We start from the raw sequence: 24,622 nt of genomic DNA, 5'->3' as shown, positions 1-24,622 counted from the left end.
ACATCATGTTGGTTTTAACACGAAAAGCAGGGCAACAGATTTTAATTGGCAAGGGCTTGATTCAAATGAAGGTGCTCAAGGTCGATGACGACATCATCAGCATTGGCATTAAAGCCCCTCAGCATATCGACATTGACCGCGAAGAAATTTATCTGAAAAAACTCCAAAAGGAGCAAGCTGAATCTTCCCTGCAGAAGGTGGCACTATGAGTAAATTCAACCGTTTAAGCCAATCGATTAGCGATCTCTATCTAGTGGCTGTTTGTACTCTGCTGCCCTCACTATCCCATGCCCAATCGATAGAAAGCATCATCAACAGAACTATCAATTACCTTCAGGGTGGGCTTGCAAGAACCGTAGGCGTGTTTTGCATCATCATTGCAGGCTACCTCTGTCTGGCACGTCAAAAATTTCCCAAGGAATATTTTGTGATGATTCTTGTCGGAATGGGGATCATCTTTGGTGGATCTTCCCTGTACTCAACCCTTATTGGATAGGAGGCTCTTGTGAGCGATTTGGAAATAAGCCCCATATTCAATGCGCTGACCCGTCCGGCAATGATTGCAGGCGTTACCTTTGAATACCATATGTTAAACCTGATTGTCTCAATGTGTGTGTTTATTGGTTTATCCCCACTGTATGGGCTGATTTTTATTCCCTTGCATGTTTTTGGGTGGCTGGTATGCCGTTACGACACCCATTTCTTTACCATCTGCGCAAAGCGTTACTTATTGCCAGAAGCTCCGAATGCATCAATATGGAGGGTTCGCGCATATGAACCTTTCTAAGACTTTGAAGCAGGTGTATCAGGAGGCGAAGGTTTCTGATTTGTTTCCCATAACACATCTTAATACACCCAGCATTTTTGAATCGCAATCAGGATTTGTGGGTTCGGTGCTTAAAGTAGACGGAGCTGCTTTTGAAATCGAAGAAGCGGATACGCTAAATCACCAACGCTTTTTGCTTCATCAGGCTTTGGTGAGTCTGGATTCACGTTTTATCATTTATGTAACCACACACCGACAAAAAATATCCTGTCCTTTAATTGGGGAATTTAAGCCTGGCTTTGCCAAGGATCTGGATGAGCGCTACCAACAACGCTTTACAGATAAAAACCTTTATAAAAATACCCTTTATATTACCGTGATTCTTAAAGGTGATGACAGCGGCAAAACTGGCTCTTGGTTGCAGTGGGCAAAACGCTTCTCAATTCAAGGAAACAGTGAGCTGGCCGAGCATCACAGAGAACAAAACATCCAAACCTTAAATCGAGCAGTTGAGCAATTGCAGGCAAACCTCGCACCTTTTCGAGCATCACTACTTGGCCAACAGGATGACGCACTAGGCTTTAGCGAATTGCTTCAGTTTCTTGGGTTGGTAGTCAATGCTGGTCATCCCGCCCTATTCAAACATCCCTTTTACAGTCCTCCAATAGCAAACTCGATACCCAACACATTCAAACACGAAACCAGATACCCCGAAGGGCACATCGGCCAGTACTTAAGTGGTTGTCAGATTTTATTTGGAGAATGCATCCAGTTTCAGGGAAATACCCGAGACGATTGTTTATTTGGCGCGATGCTGTCACTCAAAAAATACCCCACCAACACCGCCAGCATCCTGTTAGATTCGTTGTTATCTTTGGATTGTGAATTTATCGCCACACACAGCTTTGCCCCGATTGGTCGTGATGGTGCTTTGGACACGATTTCAAAAAAACGCTCCAAACTTCTCAATGTCGAAGACAAGGCATTAAGCCAAACCACGGCATTAAGCGATTTGGAAGATGGAATTGCCAGTGAAACCTTGTTATTAGGCGCACATCATCACACCGTGATGTTATTGGCACCCAGCCAGTCGTTATTGGATGCAGCCATATTGGAAGCCACCAAACGCTATGGATCTGCCGGAATTGTTGTAGTGAAAGAAACACTAGGTCAAGAGCCAGCCTTCTGGAGTCAATTACCATGCAACCAGCATTTTATAACGCGAGCCTCCCTGATTACTTCCCAAAATTTTGTGGACTTTTGCCCATTACACAACACACAAACGGGCTTTTCCAATGAGAACTTTTTAGGTGGTGCAGTCACGCTTTTGGAAACCCCATCGAAAACGCCTGTCTATTTCAACTACCATGCACGAGGCTCGAAAACCAACCCATCCAAAGGTCATGCTGCTATTTTCGGGGGTAATAACGCCGGTAAAACCACACTGGTGAATTTCCTTGATGCGCAAATGGGACGTTTTGGTGGAAGAAGTTTTTTCATTGACCGAGATGAATCCTCCAAAATTTATGTATTAGCTTCCGGTAACAGCTCTTACATCAAGGTGGAACCATCCAACCCCATTGCCATGAATCCTTTGCAACTGCCAGACACTGCAGAAAATCGCTCCTTTTTAAAATCGTGGTTTGCAACACTGGTACAAGAAGAAGGTGAGCGCATGATTCCCAGCGATATCGCTGGAATCATCAATGACTGCATTGACTACAACTTTGAGCAACTTGCACCCGAGTTCAGAACACTCAGTCATCTAAGCCAATTTCTACCGGTTGATTTCCCACGCTGGCCTCATTTAAGACGCTGGTTAAAGCGTAACGATTCCAGAATTGATGGGGAATTTCACTGGCTCTTTGATAACCCAAACGATGCCCTAAACCTTGATTTTGACAAGGTGGGGTTTGATGTGACCTATCTTATGGACCAAGTCCAGAGCATCATCGCAACCCCTGTTTACCTGTATTTACTGCATCGTATGCGCCAATGCCTAGATGGTCGCTTGACCTCATTTATTATCGCCGAGGCATGGCAGCTTTTTGCCTCTCCTTTTTGGGAAAAGTGCCTGAAAGAATGGTTGCCCACCATCCGAAAGAAAAACGGGCATTTTATCTTTGATACCCAATCCCCGAAGACGATAACTGACTCGCCGATTAAACATATTGTGCTCGATAACCTGGCCACCTTGATTGCATTTCCCAATCCGCTTGCAGACAGGGAAACCTACATGGAGCATTTAAAACTGACCGAAGCGCAATTTGAAGCGATTAAAGAAAACACACCCGAATCACGCATCTTTCTTTATAAACAAGATCACGAAGCCTTTTTATGCAAACTCGATTTAAGCGGTTTGAGCCAATACATCAGGGTGCTTTCTGCCAATACCCAATCGGTTAAGTTGCTGGATGAAATTATCGAAGAGGTAGGTCAAGAACCTGAGCTTTGGCTTCCTGTTTTTTTTGAAAGGAGCAACAAATGAAAAGAACAGCCTGTTTCTTAATAGCAGCTCTATCTCTAAGCAGTGTCAGTCACGCGGATATTTTAGGTGTTGAAGACGCACAATTAATTCTCTTGGCAATGAAACAACTCAGTGAGTTACAAGAGCAATATCGGGTGTTATCCGATACCTACCAAACCGCCAAAAACCAATTGGACAACCTCAACCAGCTTAAATCCATGAACTCAGGCCATTATGGTTTTGGCGATATCAACAATAGCCTCGACTCATTACAAAGCTGGCAATCACCCGTAAGCACTTGGCAGGATGCTTTACAAAACCTCTCAGGTGGCAACCAGCAACGCTATCAGGCATTGGTCGATGCCTATGAAAAGAACCATCCTGCATTGGATGAGGCTAGCTACTCTCGATTTACAACACCCGCCAACGCGATGCGCTTTAAAGAAGATAAAGCCGTCAATCGTGCGGTGATGGTGCAAACCACCGAAAGTTATAACGAAATCAATAAGCACATGGAAGCCCTCCATAAGCTCTCGCAACAAATTGAGAAAACACCCAACACCAAGGGAGCCATTGATTTGAATTCACGACTGATTACCGAAATCGGATTTATTCAACTAATGAGCTTAAGACTTCAGGCATTAATCAGCCAGCAAAGCGCGCAGGAGAATTTATCCGCACTGCAGGACAGGGCTGAAATGGCAAAGTTTAATCGATTACCCAAGTGACAAGGAGTAAGCACATGAAATGGCTTTTGAGTGTATTGATGATGGTAGTACTGAGCGGCTGTTCAAAGCCCCCCGATTTGGACTCTCCCTGCCATCACTTTGGGCAGTATTGCCCTCAGTATCCCATTAACGATGAACCCATTATGGAACTGACAAAATGAACCATCTCTTAAAAAGTTTAATGGTTGTTTTAATGGCTGCAGCAATCAGCGCATGTCAGCACGAAAACCCGTTAAAAACACAACCTGCCAAAACCAGTGTGACGTTTTTGATTAATGCCTCAGCTAATGCGGAAAAGCGATTGCATTTTGCCATTCACAAAGATGCTTATGGCTTTGCCTATCTGGAATGTATGGAGGGCAAACAAAGCCCAGAGATCCGATGCGATGCCCTGTATCAAGGCATGATTGCCTTTGCCAAAGAAGGCCATTATTCAGGATTCCAAAAAATAACACTGGCTGATTTAACCGATAAAAATCTCTTTGAATCACTGGCAGATGAATATGCCGAAACAGCAGCCACCACATGGCCACATTTGGTTTCGGGAACTTAAACCATGAATACACTACAGTTTGATAATTTCATCATACAGCTTGCAGGTGAAGTGGATAAGCTGACCAATCACTTTGTATTTGATGGCTATAGTGCACTGGCCACGCTATTAAAAGCCCCGTTAGGAGCCATGGTTGTTCTGTACATTATTTTGAAAGGTTATGGCATTGCTCTGGGCATCATTGAGCGACCACGGCATGAATTGTTTCGATTCAGTATGCGGGTGGGGTTGATTTACATGATGGCGATGAACTGGGATCTGTTTTCATCCTACATGCGTGATCTGTTTGTATCGGGCAGTGAAACTATTGCAACCCGATTAATGCAGGCCGTCCATAAATACCCTTCAGGCGGATCAATCAATCAGGGATTACAAAATGTCTTGAATGAAATCCTCAAACTGGGTTCGGATTTATTTGATGCGGGTTCTCTTAGAAAACTCACGCCTTATTTTGCAGGCATGATGGTGTTTTTATCTGGAAGCGTCACGATAGGTCTTGCGTTTATTGAAATCGTCATCGCCAAACTGATGTTAGCCGTGACTTTATGCACCGCGCCCTTATTTATTCTGTTTACTTTGTTTGACCAAACGAAATCATTTTTTGATCGTTGGCTCGGTGTGCTGGCCGGATTTGCTTTTGTGCTTATTTTTGTGTCCAGCGTGGTGGGGCTTTGCATCCACTTACTACACTGGGTGACCTATGCCTTTCTTGGAAATACAGAAACACTGACTGCAGCCATCTGGGTGCCGATTTTTATTGTGGCCTGCCTCTGCGTGATGGGCATCACCCAAGCTGTGACCATAGGCAAAAGCATTGGTGGGTCGGTGTGCACCTCTGCTGGCTCTGCCATGGTTGGTGGCTTTATTGGTGGCAGTTTAGGGGCATGGGGATTTTCCAAGTCATCTGTTCAAAAACCAATAAATGCCCTGCGCCAAGGGTTAGGAAACGCATCGCGTTTGATGGAAAAAGGCAAGCAATTAGGTGGAGCCAGTCACAACGTATTCAAACAACTGCATAAAAACCTGCGAAAAGGAGCATCATGAACAAAACCCATATGAATGATTACTTTAAACGTGCGCGAAGCTGGGCAGACGATCAGTTTGGCAGAGTCGAGCAATCACGAAACCGTTATCAAGCCGCATTTCTATCAGCCATGGGCTTGAATGTGGCAGCACTTATCGTAATTGGAATGCTCGCGCATTATCAAACGGTGGTACCCATGCTGGTTCATCATTACGACAATGGGGTAACCACTGTTGAACCGATAGAGAATAAAGAAACACCCATCAATCGCGCACAAATCGAAAGCGACATTGCCCGATACATTCAATACCGTGAATCTTATGATGCATCAAGCTATCGCGCTCAATTTGAACTGGTGCACCTGTTATCAAACAGCACGGTTGCCAAGGAATATCTGCAGGAGCAGGATGCTGCAAATACTGCCTCACCCATCCATGCCTTGGGAAATCACATCAAGCGAGAAGTTCGCATTTACAGCATTAATTTTCTTGATTCTGTTTTGGCGAATGAAAAAGACCTTCATAAAGATCATCACGCACTGGCAGAGGTGGTATTCAGTCTGATTGATACCGACAAAACCAGCGGCAAAAGCACATCCGCGCATTACAACGCCATGATTTCATGGCGATACACCAATCCCCCGGATTCGCCTGAAACCCGCTGGAAAAACTGGGATGGATTTGAAGTCACTCGCTACTCAAGACAAACCCGTTTAATGGAGGCTCAAGCATGAAAAAAATACTGTTAAGTGCAGCAGTCCTGCTCTTGTCGTTAGGCACCTATGCCCAAAATAACCCAACGTCATTACCAACCGATGGCCGAATCAAAAAGGTGGTGTATCGGGAAAACGATGTGGTTCCTGTCCACGGCATCCCCTTTACCACCACGCAAATTCAATTTGCGAAACATGAGCGTGTTCTCGATATTGAAGGCGGTGATACCACCGCATGGATGGTGACCTATCATCCGCAATTGGAGCATATGATTTTTGTTAAACCCACGATGTTTGATTCCAAAACCAATATGACCGTAATCACCAATCAACGCGCCTATTATTTTAGTCTGACCAGCACCAAACAACTGGAACAGGAGCCAGGCAAAAAAACCTATGCATTGAAGTTTGAATACCCAGAGCCAAAAGCTGTTCAGCCAAAACATCTGACATCAAATAAAAAGGTACAACCCAAAGTTCTAAACACCGCTTATCGATTTAGTGGCAGCCCGCAGCTTGTTCCTCGTCATGTTTTTGATGATGGGAAATTCACCTATTTTGAGCTGAGTGCTCAAGGCAGTGTTCCGGCTATTTTTGCAGTGGATGACCAAAGCGGAAAAGAATCAACCGTCAATACACGGCGTGAAGGAAAGTACATTGTGGTACAGCGTTTAGCCCCGCAATTTACCCTAAGACACGGTGGCCTTACTGCTTCCGTATTTAATACACCAGAAATCAATCGCATCAAAGCAAACAGGAGGCCAAAATGAGTAGTGATGATAAAAAGCGGCAAGAGGCTTTGGGCAATCGAACTCAGGTTGCCAAAAATACAAAACATGCTGCCATGAAAGACAAGCTATTGTTGGCAGGCGTTGTGGTGATTTGTATTGTCATCGCCATTGGCGGCTTGCTGCCCAAGCGTAAAGCAAACGCCATGAATGAGCCCGATGAAAAACAAAGTTTAAGCATGGCCTTAAATCAAAATCTGGAACTGATTGCAGCCCTTAAAGAGAAGAATGCAAAAGCACAATCGGGTTATAAAGGTGGTGATCCAAGGCATCCACCTTTACTAAAAACAATACAAACCCAAACAATCAGCAAGGAAACCTTAGCCCGTATGAATGCGCCATCAACTTTTTTTAATGCAGGCAGTGGTGAGCTTTCTACTAATGCAACGAGCGCGGAAGTTCAAGCCAGCAAAACACTAACAGGCCGTGATGGAAACTCTGAATTTTTAAATCAGCAAAATGACATCACATCCGTTTCTGCCAAACGATTACCGCATCCTGCAATGACCGTACCTGCTGGTGAAATGATTCCAGCCACACTAGAAACGGCCATTAATTCGGAGTTGGCAGGAATGGTTCGAGCCATCACGACACGCGATATCTTTGCCTTGGAAGGAAGCAGGCTATTAATCCCTAAAGGTTCCACTCTAGTTGGGCAATTTAATACCGCAATCACCCAAGGCCAAAGTCGTATTTTTGTGGTATGGAATCGTCTGCAAATGACCAATGGCATCATCGTGACCTTAAATAGCCCCGGAAGTGATCCGATAGGTCGCTCAGGGCAAGCGGCAGACTACATTGATCGCCATTTCTTTGAGCGTTTTGGAAGCGGTGCGCTTTTATCGGTTTTGGGCGCGTATACGGCAACAGGTGGCGTTCATGGACAGGACGAATACAACTCCATGTCACAGTACCGCATGAATATTGCGAGCAGTTTCCAACAGGCAGCCAATCAAACGCTCCAGCAAGACATGCAAACACGTCCCACCTTGCAAGTCAATCAGGGAGCTGCCATTAACGTCTTTGTAGCACACGACCTAGACTTCTACCGTGTGGCTGAGAGGGCATAAGATGGAAGCCATCAAAGCCTGTTTCTCACCCGGTGCTACCGGGCTGCTCTCTCCCTTGCAGGATTTTTTGGAAGATGAGCACGTTTCAGAGATTTTAATCAATAAGCCCCAAGAGGTCTTTATTGAGCGCAATGGGCAATTAATCCGGTTTGATATTCCGGTATTAACTCCTCAATACCTACGGCGTTTGTTTTTACTCATTGCAAATGAAAACAAACAAACTGTATCGGCAGCCTCACCCGTGCTTTCGGGCAATCTGACCGATGGCTCAAGAGTACAACTGGTGATTCCTCCGGCTTCTCTTTATGAAACGCTCTCCATCCGAAAACTCACCTTAAAGCAGGTTAGTTTCGAAGAGTACGATGCCATGGACTTTTTTTCATCCGCGCGAGGGGTTGGAATTAAGGAGTATTCTGAGAGCTATAGCCAAACCGATGAATTGCTTGATTTATACGATGCAAAAAACTGGCAGGGCTTTATAAGACAAGCCATTCTGCAGAAGAAAAACATCATCATATCGGGTGGAACTTCCTCTGGTAAGACAACTTTTCTAAACAGTTGTGTAGGGCAAATTCCCCTTCATGAGCGCCTCATCACCCTTGAGGATACTTATGAAATGGATGTGCCTCACAGCAATATCGTTCGATTGAAAGCATTAAAGCAAGTTGGGGATCAAACGCAAAAAGTCTCCATGCAGGATTTGGTACAAGCCACCTTAAGACTGCGCCCAGATCGCATCATCATGGGTGAAATTCGCGGGAAAGAACTCTTTGATTTTGTATCCGCCTGCTCCACAGGGCATAGTGGCGCACTTGCAACTATTCATGCTAACAATCCCAAAGTTGCCTTCATGCGCATGGCGCAGCTCTATAAACTTAATCAGGTTGCAGGTATGGATGAAGCGGATATTTACAAAATTCTGCATGAAGTCATTGATGTCATCGTCCAGTTACAAAAAACATCAGGCGGCAGGCGATTGGTGGAGGTGTATTATAAACATGCCTAATCCACGGGTTATTGCCATTGCTTTATTCATCGGGCTTGCCATAACCGCCCAAATCGCGGTGCTGTTGACAGGTATCGCTCAGTGGGCAAGTCCATTGGTGCTTATTAATTTAATCAGACATGGATTTTATTGGGAAACCACAATCGCAGCCTGTATCACCGCTGTTGTGATGGGTTGCATGGCTGGCTTTTTGAAACAGGGATTTTATCGATACCTTTCCCTTTTAATTTTAAGCACCTTGGTGAGTGTAATCGCCATTATGCTATTGGGATTTGAACTCTATAGCTGGCTTTTTTTAAATGCGTTCCAAAGTCCTTTCAAAGTAGTGGAGCTAGCCACCCTTCGATATCAAGAGCCTGAGCTATGGCGAAACTTCCTGACCACTGAAGGGGTTGCATTCTTCCTGATGTTTTTAGCGCTTGTGATTTACCTGTTTCATTGGCTTAGGCCAGATAACAAGGCACTGGGTAACGCGCATTTTTCAAATGGCTTTGAAACCCAACGCGCAGGATTTTTTAAGCCGCAGGAGCAAAGCATCCTGATTGGTAAAAAATATGGTGCGCCTCTGTATTCAAACGGCTTTGAACACGTTCTGGTTTTTGCACCCACCGGAAGCGGTAAAACACGAAGCATTGGCATACCCAATCTGTTTCACTACCCATACTCAGTGGTATGCAATGATGTAAAACTCACGCTTTTTAAAACAACCTCAGGATACCGTGAGCGCGTTTTAGGGCATCGATGCTTTTGCTGGGCACCTGCTGATGAGAACCGAATCACGCATTGTTACAATCCCTTATCCTTAATCTCTGAGGATAAAATTCAACGCCTAACGGACATTCAGCGCATAGCCCATATTTTAATGCCCGACAATAAAAAGTCCGACCCAATTTGGCAGCAAGCCTCACGTAAATTATTTAAAGTGGCCGTGCTGTACCTGCTGGATACGCCTGAAAGACCCACCACCCTTGGCGAAATAAACCGTTTGTTAAAACAGGCCGGATTTGATGATTGGCTGGCCTCAGTCTTGGAGGAAACCGATCATCTCGACCCTGAGTTTTACCGCAATGGCTATTCCTATCTCAACAATCATGAAAAAACGAGAAGCTCGATTCTTGAAACGTTTTCAGGATACTTTGAATTATTCGATGATCCCACCATTGATGCAGCCACAGCTCGTTCTGATTTTGATTTACGTCAGTTAAGACGAGAAAAAATAACGATTTACATCGGTTTTACCGATGACGACATGGAGCGGCTTTCACCCTTGTTAACGCTGTTCTGGCAGCAATTAATTTCAGTCATGATTAAAAAGATACCCGATCCGGTGGAAGAGCCGTATCCTTTGCTGTGCCTGATTGATGAATTTTCCTCTTTAGGCCGTATCGAAAGGCTAAGACGCTCGCTTAAATTACTGCGCGAATACCGAGTGCGCTGTGTGCTCATCATACAATACATCGCCCAAACCTATGAGCAATACTCCCACGATGAAGCCAAAGCCTTTACCAACATTAAAACCAAAATAGCCTTTGCCACCGAGGACATTCATGATGCCGAGTATGTCAGTAAATTGCTGGGTACTCGTACTATAAAAGTATCCGCAGGCTCTACCAGTACCCAAACCCAAGGCTATTCCGAGTCTAAAAGCTACAACTATCAGGCCATTCCCTTACTACGACCAGATGAAGTCATGCGTTTACCCGAAGATCAAACCCTGATTATGCGAACAGGTCATGCGCCTATTAAGGCTTCGCAAATGATTTGGTATCTGGATCCTGAAATGAAGCATTTGGCCTGCGGCAGTACCGAAGTACCGCGCCAAAACGTTACGCATCATCCATTTGTCCATCAGGCATCGGATAAATCGCTGATGCCTGAAGCACTCGAACTATAAACCACTACAGGAGGAAACAAAGCCAGTAAAAAAATCACAAAGGATGCTCTTTAAAGAGATTATGGATTCATACAGACTTAGAACCTGTCTTCCCTGTCGGCCAGCATAGTAGATTGAGAAGGCAGGTTCTTAATTGATGTGAGAATTAAAGAATGAATCATCTTAAAATTATAGGTACAGCAGGGCTTTTCATGATGTCATGTGCAGCTCAGGCAAATGACAAGGAACTTTGGGCTCATATTGAGGCTTTATACAGTAAAATTGGTACTTTGCAAACGCAAATTAACTCGATACCCCAAGGTGCACACGGTCCAATGGGTCCAGCAGGACCAAAAGGGGAGCGAGGACCTGCCGGAACCTATACAGCGGGGGAAGGCATTGAGATTAGCGGCGGTGAAATTAAAACGACTCTAACCCACCACATTGGCGAAGAATATAACGGGGGCATTATCTTCTGGGTCGATAAAACAGGACAGCATGGATTAATTGCTTCCAAAACCGACCTCAATAACAATGAAGGGATACAATGGCGAAACGGCGAAAGTGGCAATAAAGTAACCAATGCCCGCGCTGATGGGATTTACGCAGGCGAATCCAATACCAAACTCATCATTGCCCAGCAAACCATAGACAACCAATCAGGAACTTTTGCAGCACTTCTGGCGGCGAATTACCGGGTGCAAGGCGATGGCATAACCTCTTGCCCAATCCCAAGCAGCGAATCAATAACATGTTATGGTGGATGGTATTTACCTTCAGCCTATGAATTGACTTTGCTTCATAATAATCTGCAGCGTCAGGGTATTAGTAGCTTTGCTCCTGGTTATTATTGGAGCTCAACTGAATCCGGTGTGGGTGAAGCATGGCTGTATAACTTTTCTACTGGGGAGTTAACGGCTAGTGGAAAAGCCAGTTCTTTGGGGTATGTGAGGGCGATAAGTCGGTTTTAATATCAAGTATTAACTACTCATTCAACTAGGGGTAGTTAATCCTTAAAGTGTAATAACTCATAATCCATTGATCCTAGGTTCAAGTCCTAGTGAACCCATAAATAAAATCAAGCAGTTACGGTAGTTTTTAAAAAATATCAAAAAGTCATGTAGACGCAATGTAGACAGATTTTGGCGCTCTTATGGCTCTCTTACCCATTTCTTTTAAATAAATTTTAACATCTTGGGGTCAAAAATTTGTTCCCACATAAATATTGCATATCTATCCGTCATCCCTGAAATATAATCTGATATATAATTATATTTCTGTTCTTCAAAATTCTCATTTCTATGTGCTTTTGAAATGTTTCTTTGAACATATTCGGGAATAATTTTAAATAAATCAGTTGAATTATATTTTGGACTTAATAATTGACTTTCCATAATTTCCCAAAGATCTTCTATAACCTTTTTAGCAAGTAGCTCTGTCCGCGCTATTTCAGGTGCTTTAAGAATATAGTTCTTATAAATATCTTTCTTTAAAGATAAATAAATTTTTCCTGCTCCAAAATAAAGTATATTTAAGTCGCAGTCCCCTGCTTTAAAATACCTATCTAACAGTTTAGGTAAGTCATTAATATCTTCATTTTTGCAGCAGTTTTCTAAAAAATTGCCTAAGTTATTTTTTGTATTTTGAATCATAGCCTTTATTAGTAGGGATGAAAGCACCCCAAAGTTATCAGTATCAAAACTATGATAAATAAAATCGACCCAATTTTTTTTATCCAAATGATATAAACTCTCTGGCAAATTTATTTCAGTAAATACACTTAAAACATTTTCTTTACTCATTAGATTAAGTTTCAATGCATCTTGTAGATCACTACTAATATAGGCAATATCATCGGCGGCCTCCATTATGTAACAAGATGGATGTCTTAAGTTTTGGGTTTTAGAAATACTAAATAATTTCTCCAAAGGTATTCTTTCAAATTCATAATACCCAGGATATTTTGATTTTTGTTTGAAAGTAGATGACTTATACTTCATTATTCCATCTATTAAAGCACATGTTACTTCATATGGCTTTCTACTCTCATTTCCCAGTAATAGCCTTATATTTTGTTTATTAGCTTCAAAACAATTGCTCTCTTCAACATCTTTTTTTTTCATTAATTCATGAAGAATTTCTTCTCCTCTATGCCCAAAAGGAGCCTGTCCAATGTCATGTGCTAGACATAAAGTTGCCACCAGATCTTCGAAATCCTTTTCAAATGAACTCTCATTTTTTAAGTCAAATTTTTCCACTATTTTTGAAACAAAGAATCTAGATAATTCCCTCCCTATTTGTTCTACTTCTACAGAATGAGTTAATCTAGTTCGCGGATAGTCAATAAATGGATTAAGATAAACCTGCGCCTTATTTGATAGTCGTCTAAATTGGGATTTATGGATAATCGTACCGTAATCGACTAAATATTCAGAGCGCTCATGATTCACGTCTGTTCTACGACTAATTCCTTCAAATGTGCAGATATTGCTATTCATCCATGAAATGGCCATCTAAATACTCCTATATCATATAAGTACTATTTTAGATCAAATATTAATCAAGTGCTCATATTTCAGAAAGTTGCAAGCCCGTTATCAAATAGCCCGCTTGCTTGCGGCCAAGGAAACCAGCCTATCATTCCCAATGAAATAATAGATCATTAGCCGACTTGTAAAAAATATACGGGATGAAAGGGACAAATGGGACACCCCTACTAGGACTGAGCTATCGCCGTTCCCATCTCAAATTATCCAGGTGAGGCATGGAAGACATTTTTAGATTTGATCGTTAACATCAACGATCGTGATACAATGCCTTTTCTTTCTGTTTGTCATAGATACTTTGTATCTTTTGATAAAGCTCTGGGTGTTGATTTTTGACTTGATTTGCAAAGGCCTTATTAGTTAATAATTGCTGTGACATAGTTGTAATTTGTTTATCCACTTTTTCAGCAAAATAACCTGTCATTTGCTGCCGTTTCTTGATAAGAGCTTCAAACTCACTCATTTGAGGAAAGTCCTTAATTAAACTATCAAAGGATTTATCTGATATTGTGTAATCTTTTTTCTCAGGTATTGTGGTATCAACTTTAAGTGCATCCTGTTTAGCAGCAGTTCGGGCTTGTTCCATATCCTGTAACTTATCCTCTTGTCTTGCTTTTAAAAAATTAGCTTCATAATTAACGATAAAATTGTAAGTCTGCTTTATCTTATGTCCTACTCCAACAATATGATTCACTGCTCTGCCAATCAATGAATCAGAATCAAAGCCTGCTCGGGTAGCAAAATCCAAAGGCCAGTCAATGACATTATCTTTGGTACAACTTCGGGATAACGTTTGTTTTAATGCCTGTTCTGTTGGGTGATTTTCTTTGTCTGTATAGATATTGAGTTGTTCTTTATGGCGTGTCATTGCAACAAAGCTTAAGTTTCTATCCCAGTATTTGCTATCTACTAGAACACGAACCTTTTTTGCAGTCATGCCTTGTGATTTATGAACAGTCAACGCATAAGCATAATCTAACGCCTTATATTCTTTGGGAATCGTCAGTAACTCACCACTGTCTAATTGAACGCTCATTTGTTGGGTATTTATTTCTTTAACGGTTGCTGTATCTCCATTACGAACGCCTAAAACTTTGTTATTTTCCCTAAATAATAATCGTTCACCTGTAGATATCTTTAGGCATCTCTCCATGCCCTGATACACAATATTCTCTTCACCAAGTTTATTCTCAACAATTAATGCTTCACGAGCTTGGTCATTGAGGTGATTTACAGCCTTTCTGGTGTAGGACAGTATGATGGTGTCAGCCATATTTGTTATTTCAAGATCTTGTTTCCAGTCTACAATGACCTGTTCTAGTGCTTTTAGCTTGGTATCTGCAATCGTTATTGCTCCTTTGTCTCGATAATGTTGAATGGCTTTTTCTATATCCCCTTTGGATAAATCAAGGCTCGCTTGCCGGTCGCCTACATCTTGCTGTCGTTGGATATTTTCAAGCTCTATATAGCCGGTTCGAGCGGCAATACCTCGGAATATTTCACCCTTTTGAATAGGTTTTAATTGATCCGGATCACCAATCAGTACCACTTTACTACCTGCCTTACTCGCTTCTTTAATCAGGTACGCCATGCTGGAAAAATCAACCATTCCTGCCTCATCAATAATCAGGACATGTTTGTTACTTAACTGCATCATGTTATTCGCTAATTGATAAGATAAGGATTTAATCGTTGATGTAGTAATGCCTGTTTCTGCTTGCAAAGACTTAGCCACTTTCCCCGATAAAGCAGCTCCAATGACTTCCATCCCTGCTTGGGCATAATAATCATGTACTGGTTTTAACAAATAGCTCTTACCCGTTCCTGGGCGCCCAATCACTACTGAAATATCAGGACCTTGGGTAATATAGCCAAAGGCTTCTTGTTGTTCTTCACTTAATCGATAATGTTGGGCTAGCATATCAATGGATTGATGAAGTCTATGCTTATGAGAAACCATCATCGATTCAATATCATTTAACAAATGAGCTTCCTGCATGAAATGGGAGCGTGTAGTAAAGCTTAGCTGCCCTTTGCTATTATCTCCCACCCCTACCACATTATGATGCCCCAATACTCTTTCAACAAACTGCAAATATTCTTGAGGACTATCTGAGGCTTGAAATGTTTTAAATAATAAACGCTCAACATCCCTGCGAGTAAAGACACTGTATTGTGTAGATAAATGGTTAATCACAAAATCAATATTACCTCGTGTAAGCTCCAAGCGTGCTTGTTGAATCAATTGGTTTTCTTCAAGTAAATAATGTGCATTTGGATTGTGATGTTTACCCCGATGGCGTTCTGAAATCAGATGATTTGCATCCACCTGGAAATCGAGATTATTCTCAATAAAAAATTCGTTCTGCATCTCTCTCCATTGTTCACCCCAGTAATCTTGCTCCACTACAAACCCTTTAGCAAAAACTGGATTTAAATCGCGAGCCTTGTATTTGGAAAATCGGTTGTTCTCCAATCTTCGTGTTGGAATCAGAATATGCGCATGAGGATTGCCATCACCATGATCATGAATAGAGATATCGGCTGGTAAACCTTTCTCCACAAAATGCGTTTGAGCAAACCGTTTTGCCAATTCAATCTGCTGAACTAAATTCAATTCACGCGGCAACGCCAAAACAAAATCCTTGCATAATTGAGAGTTAGATCGATTTTCAGCGCGTTCAACTTCATTCCATAAATAATCACGTTCTAGAAATGAGTCAATAGCACCATCAGGTAAAAGAATTTCAGAAAAAACGACATCATGCCGTTTTGAAAAATCATAGGTGCGCCCAATGCGATCATCATAAAGCTGAGCACCCGATCGATAAGCAGCCGCAGCTACGGCACTATGACCTTTTGAACGAGAGTGAATAGAAACTTGTGCGAAAGCAATCGCCACGGAATCTCCAAAGAGAACGAATCCATCGGTTGCTTTTTAAAATGAAAAAACCTTTATCCATTAAAGATTTTAAACGTTAGAATCATGATACTAGCAAACAAACGAAAGTTTGTATATTGCGCCCTTGAATTCATCTGCGGGATAGCCAGTGTTCGCTTCGCTCACTTCAGATGGAACACCCTATTGATTTTACAGATCTGGCATTGTACGCTTGTTCTGTTACCTCATTTGCGGAGAAATGATCATGTCAACGAAGACAGTATCGCAAATGGAAGCAGTACTCTTGGATAGAATCGAAAAAGCCAAAATCAAGCTGGATAAATTGCAGCAAAAGCACAAACTTGAGATTGGTACTCTTGCCTACAAACATGGCCTTCATCAATTTGATATTCAGCGATTGGATGCAGCATTTTTAAAGCTGTCTGGAGAGTTGCGCCATGACAATGCTTGAGGAAATTGAGAGGGAAAAGCAGTTGATTGCTCGGTGTGAGAGGTCATTAGCTTTGGAGAAGTTGAAGAAGCGTAGAGCGGATACTCGATGTAAAATTGAATGGGGCGGATTAGTTGCTAAATCTGGTATGAATAAGTATTCTAAATTAGTAATTTTAGGAGCACTTGCATTTTCATATAATCTAATCCAAAAAGAAAATAAGTATTTGGAAGTTTTTGAAGTTGAAGGTGAGACTCTTTTCTCAAAAAAACCTGTTGAGAGCAAAAAATGACAAATGAGAGCGATGCTTATTTTGACAAAGATAAGCAACAGAAGGTTATTGACTGGATCAATACAAAATGGAATCAAAAAAAATGCGAAGTTTGTCAAAATAACACTTGGGAACTTGCAGATTTTTTAGTTGTTTCGCCACGCTTCGAAGGCAATCTGACTCTGGGAGGAAAAGTTGCGCCGCATGTTTTACTTACCTGTAAAAACTGTGCGAATACAAAATTTTTTAATGCTGTGATGGTAGGCATTATAGACAGGAATAAAGATGAGTGACATGGAAATTCAATCAGGAGGGCTAGAGGTTACCTCGATAGGTAGTACTGTCACTCCAGTTTATGCAAAAAGGAATATAAAAATCTTTGCCATACCTGAATCAGAGCTTGAGATATTAAGTAGCATGAGCACGGATGTTACTATATTTTATTCTGTTTTTTCATTTTTTCTGTCAATGACCATCGCATTATTTTTAAGTGGGATCTTTGCTGATAAGCTTGAAGAAAATATGTTTGGAAAGTTTTTATTTTGCTATGGCACTCCAACAGCTCTTGTCCTTGCAGTACTCTTTTTGGGTATAGCAGTATACAAACACTCTAAGAGGAAAAATTTAATTACGATAATTAAGCAAGAATCCGTTATCAGTTAGACTGGTAGTTGACTTGACATTCCATGGTGCATTAATTTTCACAAGTTGATTGGTTTATGATCGTTAATTAAGGTTAAAGTGCTCTTAGTTTTTTTGCCTCATCAAATAGCTGATTACACTCATCCTCCATCACTCCACCAATCACATCACACCTATAAAAATCCGGCGTCTTAGACAAAATATCTTCCGCTGCAACCTGAATTTGCCGACCAAACAGCTCATGCAAAAATGAAATAGAACTCCCATAAACCACCTTGGGAATCATCGCCCAATAAATTGCAGCGGCACACATTGGGCAAGGCTCTGCAGTGGTATAAAGGCTTAATTTGCTCGCATCGCCATCAAACCCGTTATCAAAGAGTCTATGAATTACTGACAATTCACCATGCATCAAAGGATTATTATGTGCACTGTTTACTGACTTCAAAAGAATTTCCTTATCATCATAAACAATCATTGCACCGTAGGGAGCCATAGGGTTAGTCGCGGCTACTTCAATCGTAGCAGCCATAAAGTCATAAATGTATTTATCCATCGTTACGCCTCGCTGGGTTCACGTAGTTTTCAGCAAACTTATTTGCACTGACCTTGTAATTGGTATCAATTCTGAATGGGTTTAAATTTGATAGTTCATCGTAAATATCAACTTTTTCCTTAACCTTGAGGAAATAAATAAGCAAAATTGAAACAGGTGCGAGAAACACTTCGTAAGATATTTTATAAACATCCTCAAAAATGATCACACTTGCCAATTTTTCATTCGGAACAATTCCATAGAATGCTACTAATGAGAAAAGGCTCACATCAATAATAATCCCAAAAGCTGATGAGGTGGCAATTCTTGTCCAAACGGTAGTGATAAACTCCTTCTTCAAAGAAATGCCACGTCTGCGCTGCCTCGATTTAATAAACGAAATGACTGTAGAGTTGATAGTCATGCCAAGAAAAAATGCGGTTGCTGAGGCAATAAACATCCTTGCTTGGTTGTGCAAAATCAATCTAAATGGATCGTTTTCTCCAATAGCTAATAAATTGGTTATCCAAACATCAAAGACAAAAAGCAAATTGCAGAAAATAACAAACAACACCATCTGCTTGGTTCGTTCAATACCATATACATCGGTCATCATGTCTGCTGCAAGATAAGCCAATGAAAAAACGATACCGCCTACATTTATAGTCAAAAAACCAATTGAAATAAATTTGGCGGCCATGGTTTTTGATGCAATAAAAAACACGATACTGGAACAAAATAGCATGTGATGATATTTGAAAGTCTTTCCATCATTTTTTATAGTTTGAGGGAGAGAAAATTTAAAAAGATGCATATCCATAAGATTTGGGCATTCTATTTGTTCGATTCTTGCAATAAGTTCTGATAGCAACTTATAGAAAATATTAAGTAAGCCATATATTAACAAAGGAGCAATGATCTGGGTGACATTATTATCTTTGTGAAGATTTAACCAGAATATATCCATCAAACAAAATATTAATAAAGATATCCAGAAAATATACCCGCAACATCTTTGGTCCGAGGTATATGCAAAGCGTATCGGCAACAAAGAACATGCCCATAAGAATAAGGAGCTTTGTGTCAGGTATAATAAATCACGGCCAAGTACTTGCGTATAAGTTTCTTGCATTTTCCAGAATGAAGATGATGGCAACCAGATAGCAAATTTTAAAAATAAGATGTAAATTGCATGGAATAATAATACCAAATACACCCCATGCCGAAGATAAGGGAAACCATACACGGAGTATATCAATCGCAGTACAAAAAAGACGACTGGCCACCAAAGTAATTGGGATGATATTGTTATTCCAAATATATTAATCACCTGAGCCTCAGCTGGCACTGTAATTAAAGAAAAGAAAACAGCGAACCCGAGCAGAGTATGGAGCACTTTAAATTGAAGAGGTGTTTTAGATTTGCCTGCAATTGACTTATTCATCGATGAAAACCCTCTTCAAAGTGGTCAGGCATTTGTTTTTAAAACTAGGTTCTGACTTTTTTGCAACGATAAGCTTTTCTGAATGAGAGCCAAATTGTTGCCCCATATCGAACACGATACGAGGATCAACAAGATAAATCATATCGGTTTTTACAAACTCAGCTATAGACATTTCCTGATTAACACGTTTGTTGGCAATATGAAAAGCAACTTCTAATTCATTGCTATCTGGATTGGTATAGATATTATCAATTCGAATCAGGTAAGGTTCTCTGATTTGTCCTGTGAACCGTAAATACAAATGTTGATAAAAAAACCGTAAAAATCGATTTCCTTGATTCCGCTTTTCCATGTTTACATCCTACAACTTATTTTTTTGAGCGCAGTTTTTGATGCACCTCAAGAATCACTCCTGCGATAGTGTATAAATTTTTATCGAATAGCTCTACTGGCAATTTGGGATTAATTGGGTATAGATAGCTTTGACTACCTTCGATAACGTACTTTTTAATGGAGTAATGCTGCTGATTATCTTTTCTTTTCACTACAATGTATGAGCGATCATCTGGCATGATATGAGGATTAACAATCAGTAAGGAATTTTTCGGGAAGGTTGGCTCATATAAGTCCGTATCTATAGCTAGAGCGTAATACTCACCATCAATTTCATTAGACGACCAGCGATACCATTCTTTAGCCTTTTGTGTTGGGCTACTAAATTCATAAATTGGTAAAGATTGTATAGCTGGCTCTTGATTAGATACTCCCTCACGAACTATCGGCTCTATACCAAGCAACTGCTCAATAGTAATTCCAAAATAATTCGCAATTTGCAGTAATGTACTGGCTTTAGGATCGGTAACATCACCATTCAAAATTCTCGTGATTTTGTTGGTTGGTATACCCAGCTTTCGTGCAAGTGCTGCAGGTGTCAGTTTATTCTCACGTTCAATCAAATCCGTAAGCGTTTGCGCCAATTGGAGATTATTAGGTTCACTTAAAATATTTATCGACATACCTTGACTTTCGTTACATAAATGTAATAATTTACATTGATGTAACGAATTACACCGATGTAAAATTAGATATTACCATAATTTATGGGAATATCACTTAGTCATTTGGTAATGATTTTAATTAAATCAGCAGCACGGTAGATTAGCCTTGCAGTAAGGAGTGTTCGCACATGGATCACCAACTAAAACTGAACATCTATAAAGGAATGATTCAGTACATCATCAACTCGACTCACTATACCTTGAAAAACATTGCAGATTTGTCGGATACGCATATTGACAATATTCGCTCCATTTATTGCCACAATGCGGTTCCTAACGGTTTCAAGTCAGAGATGCAATTAATGAAACTCTATCAAATTGTTCTTGAAATCAGCTCCAATCCAAAGAGTCATTCTTTGGTTGGATAGTTTTTCATAAATGAAGAAGGAAGTTTTGATTATGAAATGGGTAAAACTTAAAAAATATTGTCAGGATTCAGGAGATACTTCTGATGCAGTACACGCTAAACGCAAACGTGGTATCTGGCTCGATGGTGTACAATGTAAATTAGGACCAGACGGCAACATATGGATTAATTTAGTTGAGGTTGAAAAATGGGTGGAAAACGGCAACAAGGCAACGAACTGCAGCCTCCGCGCGGTGTAAGTATCCGTCAGTGGGAAACTGGATCCGCAATTCGGATTATCTTCAGTTATCGCGGAGTACAGTGCCGCGAGACGTTGAAACTGGAGCCCACCAAGGCGAATCTAAAATATGCCGAGCGGTTGCGGGGCGAGATCATTAATGCAATCGCCCTGGGAACATTTAACTATGCTGATTATTTCCCTGACTCCAAACGTGCAAAATTATTTGGCCATGCAATCATCAAAGCCACAACGGCTGAGTTACTCAAGGATTACATGGCCATTGCTGAGAGAACTTTGGAGGCCAGTACTTACAATGGCTATAGAAAAGTTTGTGAGGCTCATTTATATCCTGCTTTTGGTAAAATACCCATTCGTGAATTATCACCTGTGATTATCCGTAACTGGATTACAGGGTTAAATGTTACGGTAAAAACGGTTCGCAATATTTTGACTCCCCTGCGAAATATGCTGGACCAAGCTATGAATGATGGGATTATCGAACGCAACCCCCTTGATAGATTGGTGCTTTCTAAATTGCTCAATAAGAAAACCAGTAAAAGTGACTGGGAGGTTGACCCATTTGATCAGGATGAAATTAAGGCAATTCTGGATGCAGCAACTGGACAGGCAAGAAACTTGTTTCAATTTGCTTTTTTTTCAGGTTTGAGAACATCTGAGCTTATTGCATTGGAGTGGAATGATATTGATTGGCTCAAAGGAACTGTCCGTGTATCTAAGGCGGTAGTTTTAAAACAGGAAAAGGGAACTAAAACAAAATCAGGGGTGAGGGATGTGTTATTACTACCCCCAGCTGTTGATGCATTAAAAAATCAAAAAGCATTTACCTATCTGGAAGGCTCTAGGGTTTTTTATAACCCAAGAACCAATTCTCCGTGGGAGACAGACGGCCAGATTCGCAAAACTTGCTGGACGCATCTTTTGAAAAAAGCAGGCGTGCGCTATCGCAATCCTTACCAAACGCGGCATACTTACGCATCAATGCTGCTTTCTGCCGGTGAGAACCCTTTATGGCTAGCCACACAGATGGGGCATAGAGATACGGAGATGATTATCAAACATTATGGGCGGTGGATCCCTGATAAGTCCACTGTTGCTGGATATCAACCGGTGAGTGATTGGAATTTAAGCATGGGTACTACCAAGATCGGATAGTTAATTTATGCGGTCTAGTTGAGATTCTTAACAAGATATGTAAAGTTACTCAATCAAATTGCAGAGTACATGTTTCTTGCGAACGCTCGATTTTTGACAAAATCAGTCGGCATTACTAATTTAATTAGTGATACTGACAAATAATGTCAAACTCATATGAGTTGCACTTGGTTTTTTGCACTATATATGTTAGTTGAGCAAACTAAGTAATCTATGTATCTGCCCCACAAGATAAAAGGGAATGGATATAAAAGTATAGTTTACGGATTTCCCTAAATTATCTTTTACATCTACATTAGTTTTACTTGGATAATCAGAATTAATTCGCATGGCGAGAGGTAATTTTTTTAATCCCATGAAAACATGTAGTGACTTTAGGCTTCCTGTGGCACCAGCTTTTACTTCAATAGGTATAATTTTATTACCATGTTGGATTACATAATCAATTTCAGCACTTGAACCAGCCTCTTCTCTATGCCAATAATACAAAACTGGTTCAATATAGGGTGGTTCAATTGTTCTTAGCAATTGGCCAACTACCTGTTCAGCGATGCCGCCATTATTAATCAAAAGAATTTCATTTGTTGAATTAATTTGGTTTAAACTCAGTCCTAGTGCTGTACTACATAAGCCTATATCAAGGAAAATTTCTTTAAAAAATTTTTCTTTAATTTCAGATGCGAGGGGAACACCATTTGCTGAGCTACTTTGTACTCGGTGGCTAATTCGGGCTTTTTCTAACAGATCTAATACATGCTTTATTGTCGATGCTTGAATCGTTTTATTAACTCTACTAAATACAAATTTTTGTCCAAGCATTTTTGGAATAGAATTAAGTACTTCGTCTAATCTTTCTGTCGCTAAACGACCTTTATATTTTGAAAAGTCATCGCGATAGGTGGCCAATAAGTCATTTTGTATTTGACTAACTCTATTCAGAGAGCGTTCAGCAGCCCAATTAGAGACTACAGCGGGCATACCGCCGATAATCAGATATTCTTTAAATAAAGTAGTTAATTGCTCGTGAATCGCAGAGGGGAGCTCGATACTTAGGTCATATTGATTTAAATAGTCATAAAGTGATTCTTTGTCATTTGCTAATAAAAATTCATCAAATGACAATGGTTCCAAATGCATATAGCTAACTCGCCCAACCGGCATACTAAATGAGTGCTCCGCTAGAATAAATTCTAATAGAGAGCCAGCGGAGATTACTGCTAGTTGGGGTAAATCTTCTGCAAACCAACGGAGTTTGCTAAGCAGTTGAGGTGCTGCCTGTATTTCATCTAGGAATAATAAGCACTTTGGGGGATCTATTTTCTGATTTAATACCGTACTTAAATTTAATAAAATTTGATTTACATCATTAGAAGCAAAAAGACTGGCATAGGAAGGTTGCTTCTCGAAGTTGAGTTCAATTAATTGCATTCCTGTCTTTTCAGCTAAGTGCCTTACTAGCCATGTTTTACCAACTTGTCTTGCCCCACGAATGACTAATGGTTTCCGGTCAGGTGAAACCAGCCAGTTATCCATATAATTTAATAGAGTTCGTTTCATTTAATATACTTATCATTAGTAATATACTAAATTATAAGCAATAATATATTTAAGTCAACAAAACAGACGGTTGTTTTTATTATTAAACCAACAAAACAGCACCCTGTTTTAATTAATAGCCATGGAAAACAGAGGGTTGTTATTTGAATTTTTAAAGTATTGAGGGCTAGTAACACCACATGATATTTACTTTAATCTCCATTAAATACTAATACTTACCTATTACTGGAGATTAAGGTAAATGATGGTAGAACAATTTTTTTATGACCACTCAACCAACCATAAATTGGGTTATCAAGTAACACCAAAGGTTAATTAAAAAATATAGCGGTTGTAAGGAAACAAATTCAATTCCCATATACGGAATCAAACTGAACAAAAACGCAATTGTTAACAAAAAACTACCCAATATCTGCCCAAAAAAGTTGAGCTAAAAATAAAACGCAGTAATATCAATAGATTAAAAAAAATTGTCGCGGGTTCGATTCCC

28 protein-coding genes are annotated in these 24,622 nt (G+C 40.6%); 21 read left to right on the top strand and 7 right to left on the bottom strand.

Going from position 1 to position 24,622, the window contains the following annotated elements; genetic code table 11:
• Window positions 1-5 precede the first annotated feature (5 nt).
• The 14 genes from CC34_RS0103980 (at window position 6) to CC34_RS0103915 (ending at window position 11,958) form a co-directional block, all read left to right on the top strand.
• Window positions 6-209 carry a carbon storage regulator gene (locus tag CC34_RS0103980; protein WP_028378715.1) on the top strand — a complete coding sequence of 68 codons (204 nt, stop codon included), beginning with the start codon at window positions 6-8 and terminating at the stop codon, window positions 207-209.
• Window positions 206-496, top strand: coding sequence for a TrbC/VirB2 family protein (locus tag CC34_RS0103975; RefSeq protein ID WP_028378716.1), 291 nt, complete (start codon window positions 206-208; stop codon window positions 494-496). Before CC34_RS0103980 ends, CC34_RS0103975 begins: the two co-directional genes overlap by 4 nt.
• A gap of 9 nt (window positions 497-505) precedes the next feature.
• Window positions 506-787, top strand: a complete 282-nt coding sequence (locus CC34_RS0103970; protein ID WP_028378717.1) for a VirB3 family type IV secretion system protein — start codon at window positions 506-508, stop codon at window positions 785-787.
• Window positions 774-3,254, top strand: coding sequence for a VirB4 family type IV secretion/conjugal transfer ATPase (locus CC34_RS0103965; RefSeq protein ID WP_028379186.1), 2,481 nt, complete (start codon window positions 774-776; stop codon window positions 3,252-3,254). The genes CC34_RS0103970 and CC34_RS0103965 overlap by 14 nt, the downstream gene beginning before the upstream one ends.
• Window positions 3,251-3,961: a TrbJ/VirB5 family protein gene (locus CC34_RS0103960; protein WP_028378719.1), complete on the top strand. Its 711-nt coding sequence runs from the start codon at window positions 3,251-3,253 to the stop codon at window positions 3,959-3,961. Before CC34_RS0103965 ends, CC34_RS0103960 begins: the two co-directional genes overlap by 4 nt.
• Before the next feature lie 14 nt (window positions 3,962-3,975).
• Entirely contained in the window at window positions 3,976-4,122 is a 147-nt protein-coding gene (gene lvhB7 / locus CC34_RS1000000117760; RefSeq protein WP_080274090.1) for a T4SS-associated protein LvhB7, read from the top strand.
• Complete coding sequence (gene lvrD / locus CC34_RS0103950; protein ID WP_028378720.1) at window positions 4,119-4,514, top strand: T4SS-associated protein LvrD; 396 nt, start codon at window positions 4,119-4,121, stop codon at window positions 4,512-4,514. The genes lvhB7 and lvrD overlap by 4 nt, the downstream gene beginning before the upstream one ends.
• A 3-nt stretch (window positions 4,515-4,517) precedes the next feature.
• Window positions 4,518-5,558: a TrbL/VirB6 family protein gene (locus CC34_RS0103945; RefSeq protein WP_028378721.1), complete on the top strand. Its 1,041-nt coding sequence runs from the start codon at window positions 4,518-4,520 to the stop codon at window positions 5,556-5,558.
• A complete protein-coding gene (locus tag CC34_RS0103940; protein WP_027228118.1) occupies window positions 5,555-6,271 on the top strand; it encodes a VirB8 family type IV secretion system protein in 717 nt (238 codons plus the stop codon). Before CC34_RS0103945 ends, CC34_RS0103940 begins: the two co-directional genes overlap by 4 nt.
• Complete coding sequence (virB9, locus tag CC34_RS0103935) at window positions 6,268-7,020, top strand: P-type conjugative transfer protein VirB9 (protein WP_027266226.1); 753 nt, start codon at window positions 6,268-6,270, stop codon at window positions 7,018-7,020. Before CC34_RS0103940 ends, virB9 begins: the two co-directional genes overlap by 4 nt.
• Window positions 7,017-8,108: a TraB/TrbI/VirB10 family type IV secretion system protein gene (locus CC34_RS0103930; RefSeq protein ID WP_028379185.1), complete on the top strand. Its 1,092-nt coding sequence runs from the start codon at window positions 7,017-7,019 to the stop codon at window positions 8,106-8,108. Before virB9 ends, CC34_RS0103930 begins: the two co-directional genes overlap by 4 nt.
• Before the next feature lies 1 nt (window position 8,109).
• Window positions 8,110-9,114: a P-type DNA transfer ATPase VirB11 gene (gene virB11, locus CC34_RS0103925; RefSeq protein ID WP_028379184.1), complete on the top strand. Its 1,005-nt coding sequence runs from the start codon at window positions 8,110-8,112 to the stop codon at window positions 9,112-9,114.
• Window positions 9,107-11,008, top strand: a complete 1,902-nt coding sequence (locus tag CC34_RS0103920; RefSeq protein ID WP_028379183.1) for a type IV secretory system conjugative DNA transfer family protein — start codon at window positions 9,107-9,109, stop codon at window positions 11,006-11,008. The genes virB11 and CC34_RS0103920 overlap by 8 nt, the downstream gene beginning before the upstream one ends.
• A 152-nt stretch (window positions 11,009-11,160) precedes the next feature.
• Window positions 11,161-11,958 carry a DUF1566 domain-containing protein gene (locus CC34_RS0103915; RefSeq protein WP_028379182.1) on the top strand — a complete coding sequence of 266 codons (798 nt, stop codon included), beginning with the start codon at window positions 11,161-11,163 and terminating at the stop codon, window positions 11,956-11,958.
• A 204-nt stretch (window positions 11,959-12,162) separates the two neighbouring features.
• Here the strand turns inward: CC34_RS0103915 and CC34_RS0103910 are convergent, their stop codons facing one another.
• Together CC34_RS0103910 and traA are read right to left on the bottom strand one after the other, a co-directional pair.
• Window positions 12,163-13,500 carry a deoxyguanosinetriphosphate triphosphohydrolase family protein gene (locus CC34_RS0103910; protein ID WP_027266221.1) on the bottom strand — a complete coding sequence of 446 codons (1,338 nt, stop codon included), beginning with the start codon at window positions 13,498-13,500 and terminating at the stop codon, window positions 12,163-12,165.
• Window positions 13,501-13,783: 283 nt separating this feature from the next.
• Complete coding sequence (traA, locus tag CC34_RS0103905) at window positions 13,784-16,435, bottom strand: Ti-type conjugative transfer relaxase TraA (RefSeq protein ID WP_028379181.1); 2,652 nt, start codon at window positions 16,433-16,435, stop codon at window positions 13,784-13,786.
• Between the two features lie 244 nt (window positions 16,436-16,679).
• Between traA and CC34_RS0103900 the strand changes: the two genes are divergently transcribed.
• The 4 genes from CC34_RS0103900 to CC34_RS0103885 are packed head-to-tail and all read left to right on the top strand — an operon-like array spanning window position 16,680 to window position 17,799.
• On the top strand, window positions 16,680-16,886 hold the full coding sequence (locus CC34_RS0103900; protein WP_027219845.1) for a hypothetical protein: 207 nt from the start codon (window positions 16,680-16,682) through the stop codon (window positions 16,884-16,886).
• Window positions 16,873-17,157: a conjugal transfer protein TraD gene (locus CC34_RS0103895; RefSeq protein ID WP_028379180.1), complete on the top strand. Its 285-nt coding sequence runs from the start codon at window positions 16,873-16,875 to the stop codon at window positions 17,155-17,157. Before CC34_RS0103900 ends, CC34_RS0103895 begins: the two co-directional genes overlap by 14 nt.
• On the top strand, window positions 17,154-17,429 hold the full coding sequence (locus CC34_RS0103890; protein ID WP_028379179.1) for a hypothetical protein: 276 nt from the start codon (window positions 17,154-17,156) through the stop codon (window positions 17,427-17,429). Before CC34_RS0103895 ends, CC34_RS0103890 begins: the two co-directional genes overlap by 4 nt.
• 1 nt (window position 17,430) lies before the next feature.
• The gene (locus tag CC34_RS0103885; RefSeq protein WP_129894878.1) at window positions 17,431-17,799 is read left to right on the top strand and encodes a hypothetical protein; all 369 of its coding nucleotides are present in this window, start codon (window positions 17,431-17,433) and stop codon (window positions 17,797-17,799) included.
• Window positions 17,800-17,872: 73 nt separating this feature from the next.
• Here CC34_RS0103885 and CC34_RS0103880 read toward each other — a convergent pair whose 3' ends face one another.
• From CC34_RS0103880 to CC34_RS0103865, 4 genes are all read right to left on the bottom strand, one after another.
• Complete coding sequence (locus CC34_RS0103880; protein WP_028379177.1) at window positions 17,873-18,334, bottom strand: nucleoside deaminase; 462 nt, start codon at window positions 18,332-18,334, stop codon at window positions 17,873-17,875.
• Window positions 18,327-19,037: a VUT family protein gene (locus CC34_RS1000000117335; RefSeq protein WP_231957851.1), complete on the bottom strand. Its 711-nt coding sequence runs from the start codon at window positions 19,035-19,037 to the stop codon at window positions 18,327-18,329. The genes CC34_RS0103880 and CC34_RS1000000117335 overlap by 8 nt, the downstream gene beginning before the upstream one ends.
• A 712-nt stretch (window positions 19,038-19,749) precedes the next feature.
• Complete coding sequence (locus CC34_RS0103870; protein WP_027219849.1) at window positions 19,750-20,109, bottom strand: hypothetical protein; 360 nt, start codon at window positions 20,107-20,109, stop codon at window positions 19,750-19,752.
• A gap of 16 nt (window positions 20,110-20,125) precedes the next feature.
• Entirely contained in the window at window positions 20,126-20,773 is a 648-nt protein-coding gene (locus CC34_RS0103865; protein ID WP_028379175.1) for a helix-turn-helix domain-containing protein, read from the bottom strand.
• A 170-nt stretch (window positions 20,774-20,943) separates the two neighbouring features.
• Here CC34_RS0103865 and CC34_RS0103860 point away from each other — a divergent pair, with 170 nt between their 5' ends.
• Genes CC34_RS0103860 through CC34_RS0103850 form a run of 3 tightly spaced genes read left to right on the top strand, consistent with a single transcriptional unit; the run spans window position 20,944 to window position 22,575 of the window.
• Window positions 20,944-21,183: a hypothetical protein gene (locus CC34_RS0103860; protein WP_027219851.1), complete on the top strand. Its 240-nt coding sequence runs from the start codon at window positions 20,944-20,946 to the stop codon at window positions 21,181-21,183.
• Between the two features lie 31 nt (window positions 21,184-21,214).
• Window positions 21,215-21,421: an excisionase family protein gene (locus CC34_RS0103855; RefSeq protein ID WP_011214455.1), complete on the top strand. Its 207-nt coding sequence runs from the start codon at window positions 21,215-21,217 to the stop codon at window positions 21,419-21,421.
• Window positions 21,370-22,575 carry a tyrosine-type recombinase/integrase gene (locus tag CC34_RS0103850; protein WP_011214456.1) on the top strand — a complete coding sequence of 402 codons (1,206 nt, stop codon included), beginning with the start codon at window positions 21,370-21,372 and terminating at the stop codon, window positions 22,573-22,575. Before CC34_RS0103855 ends, CC34_RS0103850 begins: the two co-directional genes overlap by 52 nt.
• 189 nt (window positions 22,576-22,764) lie before the next feature.
• Here CC34_RS0103850 and CC34_RS0103845 read toward each other — a convergent pair whose 3' ends face one another.
• Entirely contained in the window at window positions 22,765-24,132 is a 1,368-nt protein-coding gene (locus tag CC34_RS0103845; protein WP_027228136.1) for an ATP-binding protein, read from the bottom strand.
• Window positions 24,133-24,622: the final 490 nt, after the last annotated feature.

Source organism: Legionella pneumophila subsp. fraseri (genome assembly GCF_000586315.1).
Classification (GTDB): Bacteria; Pseudomonadota; Gammaproteobacteria; order Legionellales; family Legionellaceae; genus Legionella; species Legionella pneumophila_B.
This window is presented reverse-complemented; position numbering and strand designations above follow the sequence as displayed.

What these genes read in the sequence shown, in the direction of transcription:
- CC34_RS0103890 (WP_028379179.1), top strand. Translation starts at nt 17,154, where the DNA reads ATGACAAATGAGAGCGATGCTTATTTTGACAAAGATAAGCAACAGAAG.
- CC34_RS0103945 (WP_028378721.1), top strand. Translation starts at nt 4,518, where the DNA reads ATGAATACACTACAGTTTGATAATTTCATCATACAGCTTGCAGGTGAA.
- virB11 (WP_028379184.1), top strand. Translation starts at nt 8,110, where the DNA reads ATGGAAGCCATCAAAGCCTGTTTCTCACCCGGTGCTACCGGGCTGCTC.
- CC34_RS0103850 (WP_011214456.1), top strand. Translation starts at nt 21,370, where the DNA reads ATGGGTGGAAAACGGCAACAAGGCAACGAACTGCAGCCTCCGCGCGGT.
- CC34_RS0103870 (WP_027219849.1), bottom strand. Translation starts at nt 20,109, where the DNA reads ATGGAAAAGCGGAATCAAGGAAATCGATTTTTACGGTTTTTTTATCAA.
- CC34_RS0103915 (WP_028379182.1), top strand. Translation starts at nt 11,161, where the DNA reads ATGAATCATCTTAAAATTATAGGTACAGCAGGGCTTTTCATGATGTCA.
- CC34_RS0103930 (WP_028379185.1), top strand. Translation starts at nt 7,017, where the DNA reads ATGAGTAGTGATGATAAAAAGCGGCAAGAGGCTTTGGGCAATCGAACT.
- virB9 (WP_027266226.1), top strand. Translation starts at nt 6,268, where the DNA reads ATGAAAAAAATACTGTTAAGTGCAGCAGTCCTGCTCTTGTCGTTAGGC.
- CC34_RS0103865 (WP_028379175.1), bottom strand. Translation starts at nt 20,773, where the DNA reads ATGTCGATAAATATTTTAAGTGAACCTAATAATCTCCAATTGGCGCAA.
- CC34_RS0103940 (WP_027228118.1), top strand. Translation starts at nt 5,555, where the DNA reads ATGAACAAAACCCATATGAATGATTACTTTAAACGTGCGCGAAGCTGG.
- CC34_RS0103855 (WP_011214455.1), top strand. Translation starts at nt 21,215, where the DNA reads ATGAAATGGGTAAAACTTAAAAAATATTGTCAGGATTCAGGAGATACT.
- CC34_RS0103900 (WP_027219845.1), top strand. Translation starts at nt 16,680, where the DNA reads ATGTCAACGAAGACAGTATCGCAAATGGAAGCAGTACTCTTGGATAGA.
- lvrD (WP_028378720.1), top strand. Translation starts at nt 4,119, where the DNA reads ATGAACCATCTCTTAAAAAGTTTAATGGTTGTTTTAATGGCTGCAGCA.
- CC34_RS0103920 (WP_028379183.1), top strand. Translation starts at nt 9,107, where the DNA reads ATGCCTAATCCACGGGTTATTGCCATTGCTTTATTCATCGGGCTTGCC.
- lvhB7 (WP_080274090.1), top strand. Translation starts at nt 3,976, where the DNA reads ATGAAATGGCTTTTGAGTGTATTGATGATGGTAGTACTGAGCGGCTGT.
- CC34_RS0103960 (WP_028378719.1), top strand. Translation starts at nt 3,251, where the DNA reads ATGAAAAGAACAGCCTGTTTCTTAATAGCAGCTCTATCTCTAAGCAGT.
- CC34_RS0103885 (WP_129894878.1), top strand. Translation starts at nt 17,431, where the DNA reads ATGGAAATTCAATCAGGAGGGCTAGAGGTTACCTCGATAGGTAGTACT.
- CC34_RS0103895 (WP_028379180.1), top strand. Translation starts at nt 16,873, where the DNA reads ATGACAATGCTTGAGGAAATTGAGAGGGAAAAGCAGTTGATTGCTCGG.
- CC34_RS0103975 (WP_028378716.1), top strand. Translation starts at nt 206, where the DNA reads ATGAGTAAATTCAACCGTTTAAGCCAATCGATTAGCGATCTCTATCTA.
- CC34_RS0103965 (WP_028379186.1), top strand. Translation starts at nt 774, where the DNA reads ATGAACCTTTCTAAGACTTTGAAGCAGGTGTATCAGGAGGCGAAGGTT.
- CC34_RS0103860 (WP_027219851.1), top strand. Translation starts at nt 20,944, where the DNA reads ATGGATCACCAACTAAAACTGAACATCTATAAAGGAATGATTCAGTAC.
- CC34_RS0103910 (WP_027266221.1), bottom strand. Translation starts at nt 13,500, where the DNA reads ATGGCCATTTCATGGATGAATAGCAATATCTGCACATTTGAAGGAATT.
- CC34_RS0103980 (WP_028378715.1), top strand. Translation starts at nt 6, where the DNA reads ATGTTGGTTTTAACACGAAAAGCAGGGCAACAGATTTTAATTGGCAAG.
- CC34_RS0103880 (WP_028379177.1), bottom strand. Translation starts at nt 18,334, where the DNA reads ATGGATAAATACATTTATGACTTTATGGCTGCTACGATTGAAGTAGCC.
- CC34_RS0103845 (WP_027228136.1), bottom strand. Translation starts at nt 24,132, where the DNA reads ATGAAACGAACTCTATTAAATTATATGGATAACTGGCTGGTTTCACCT.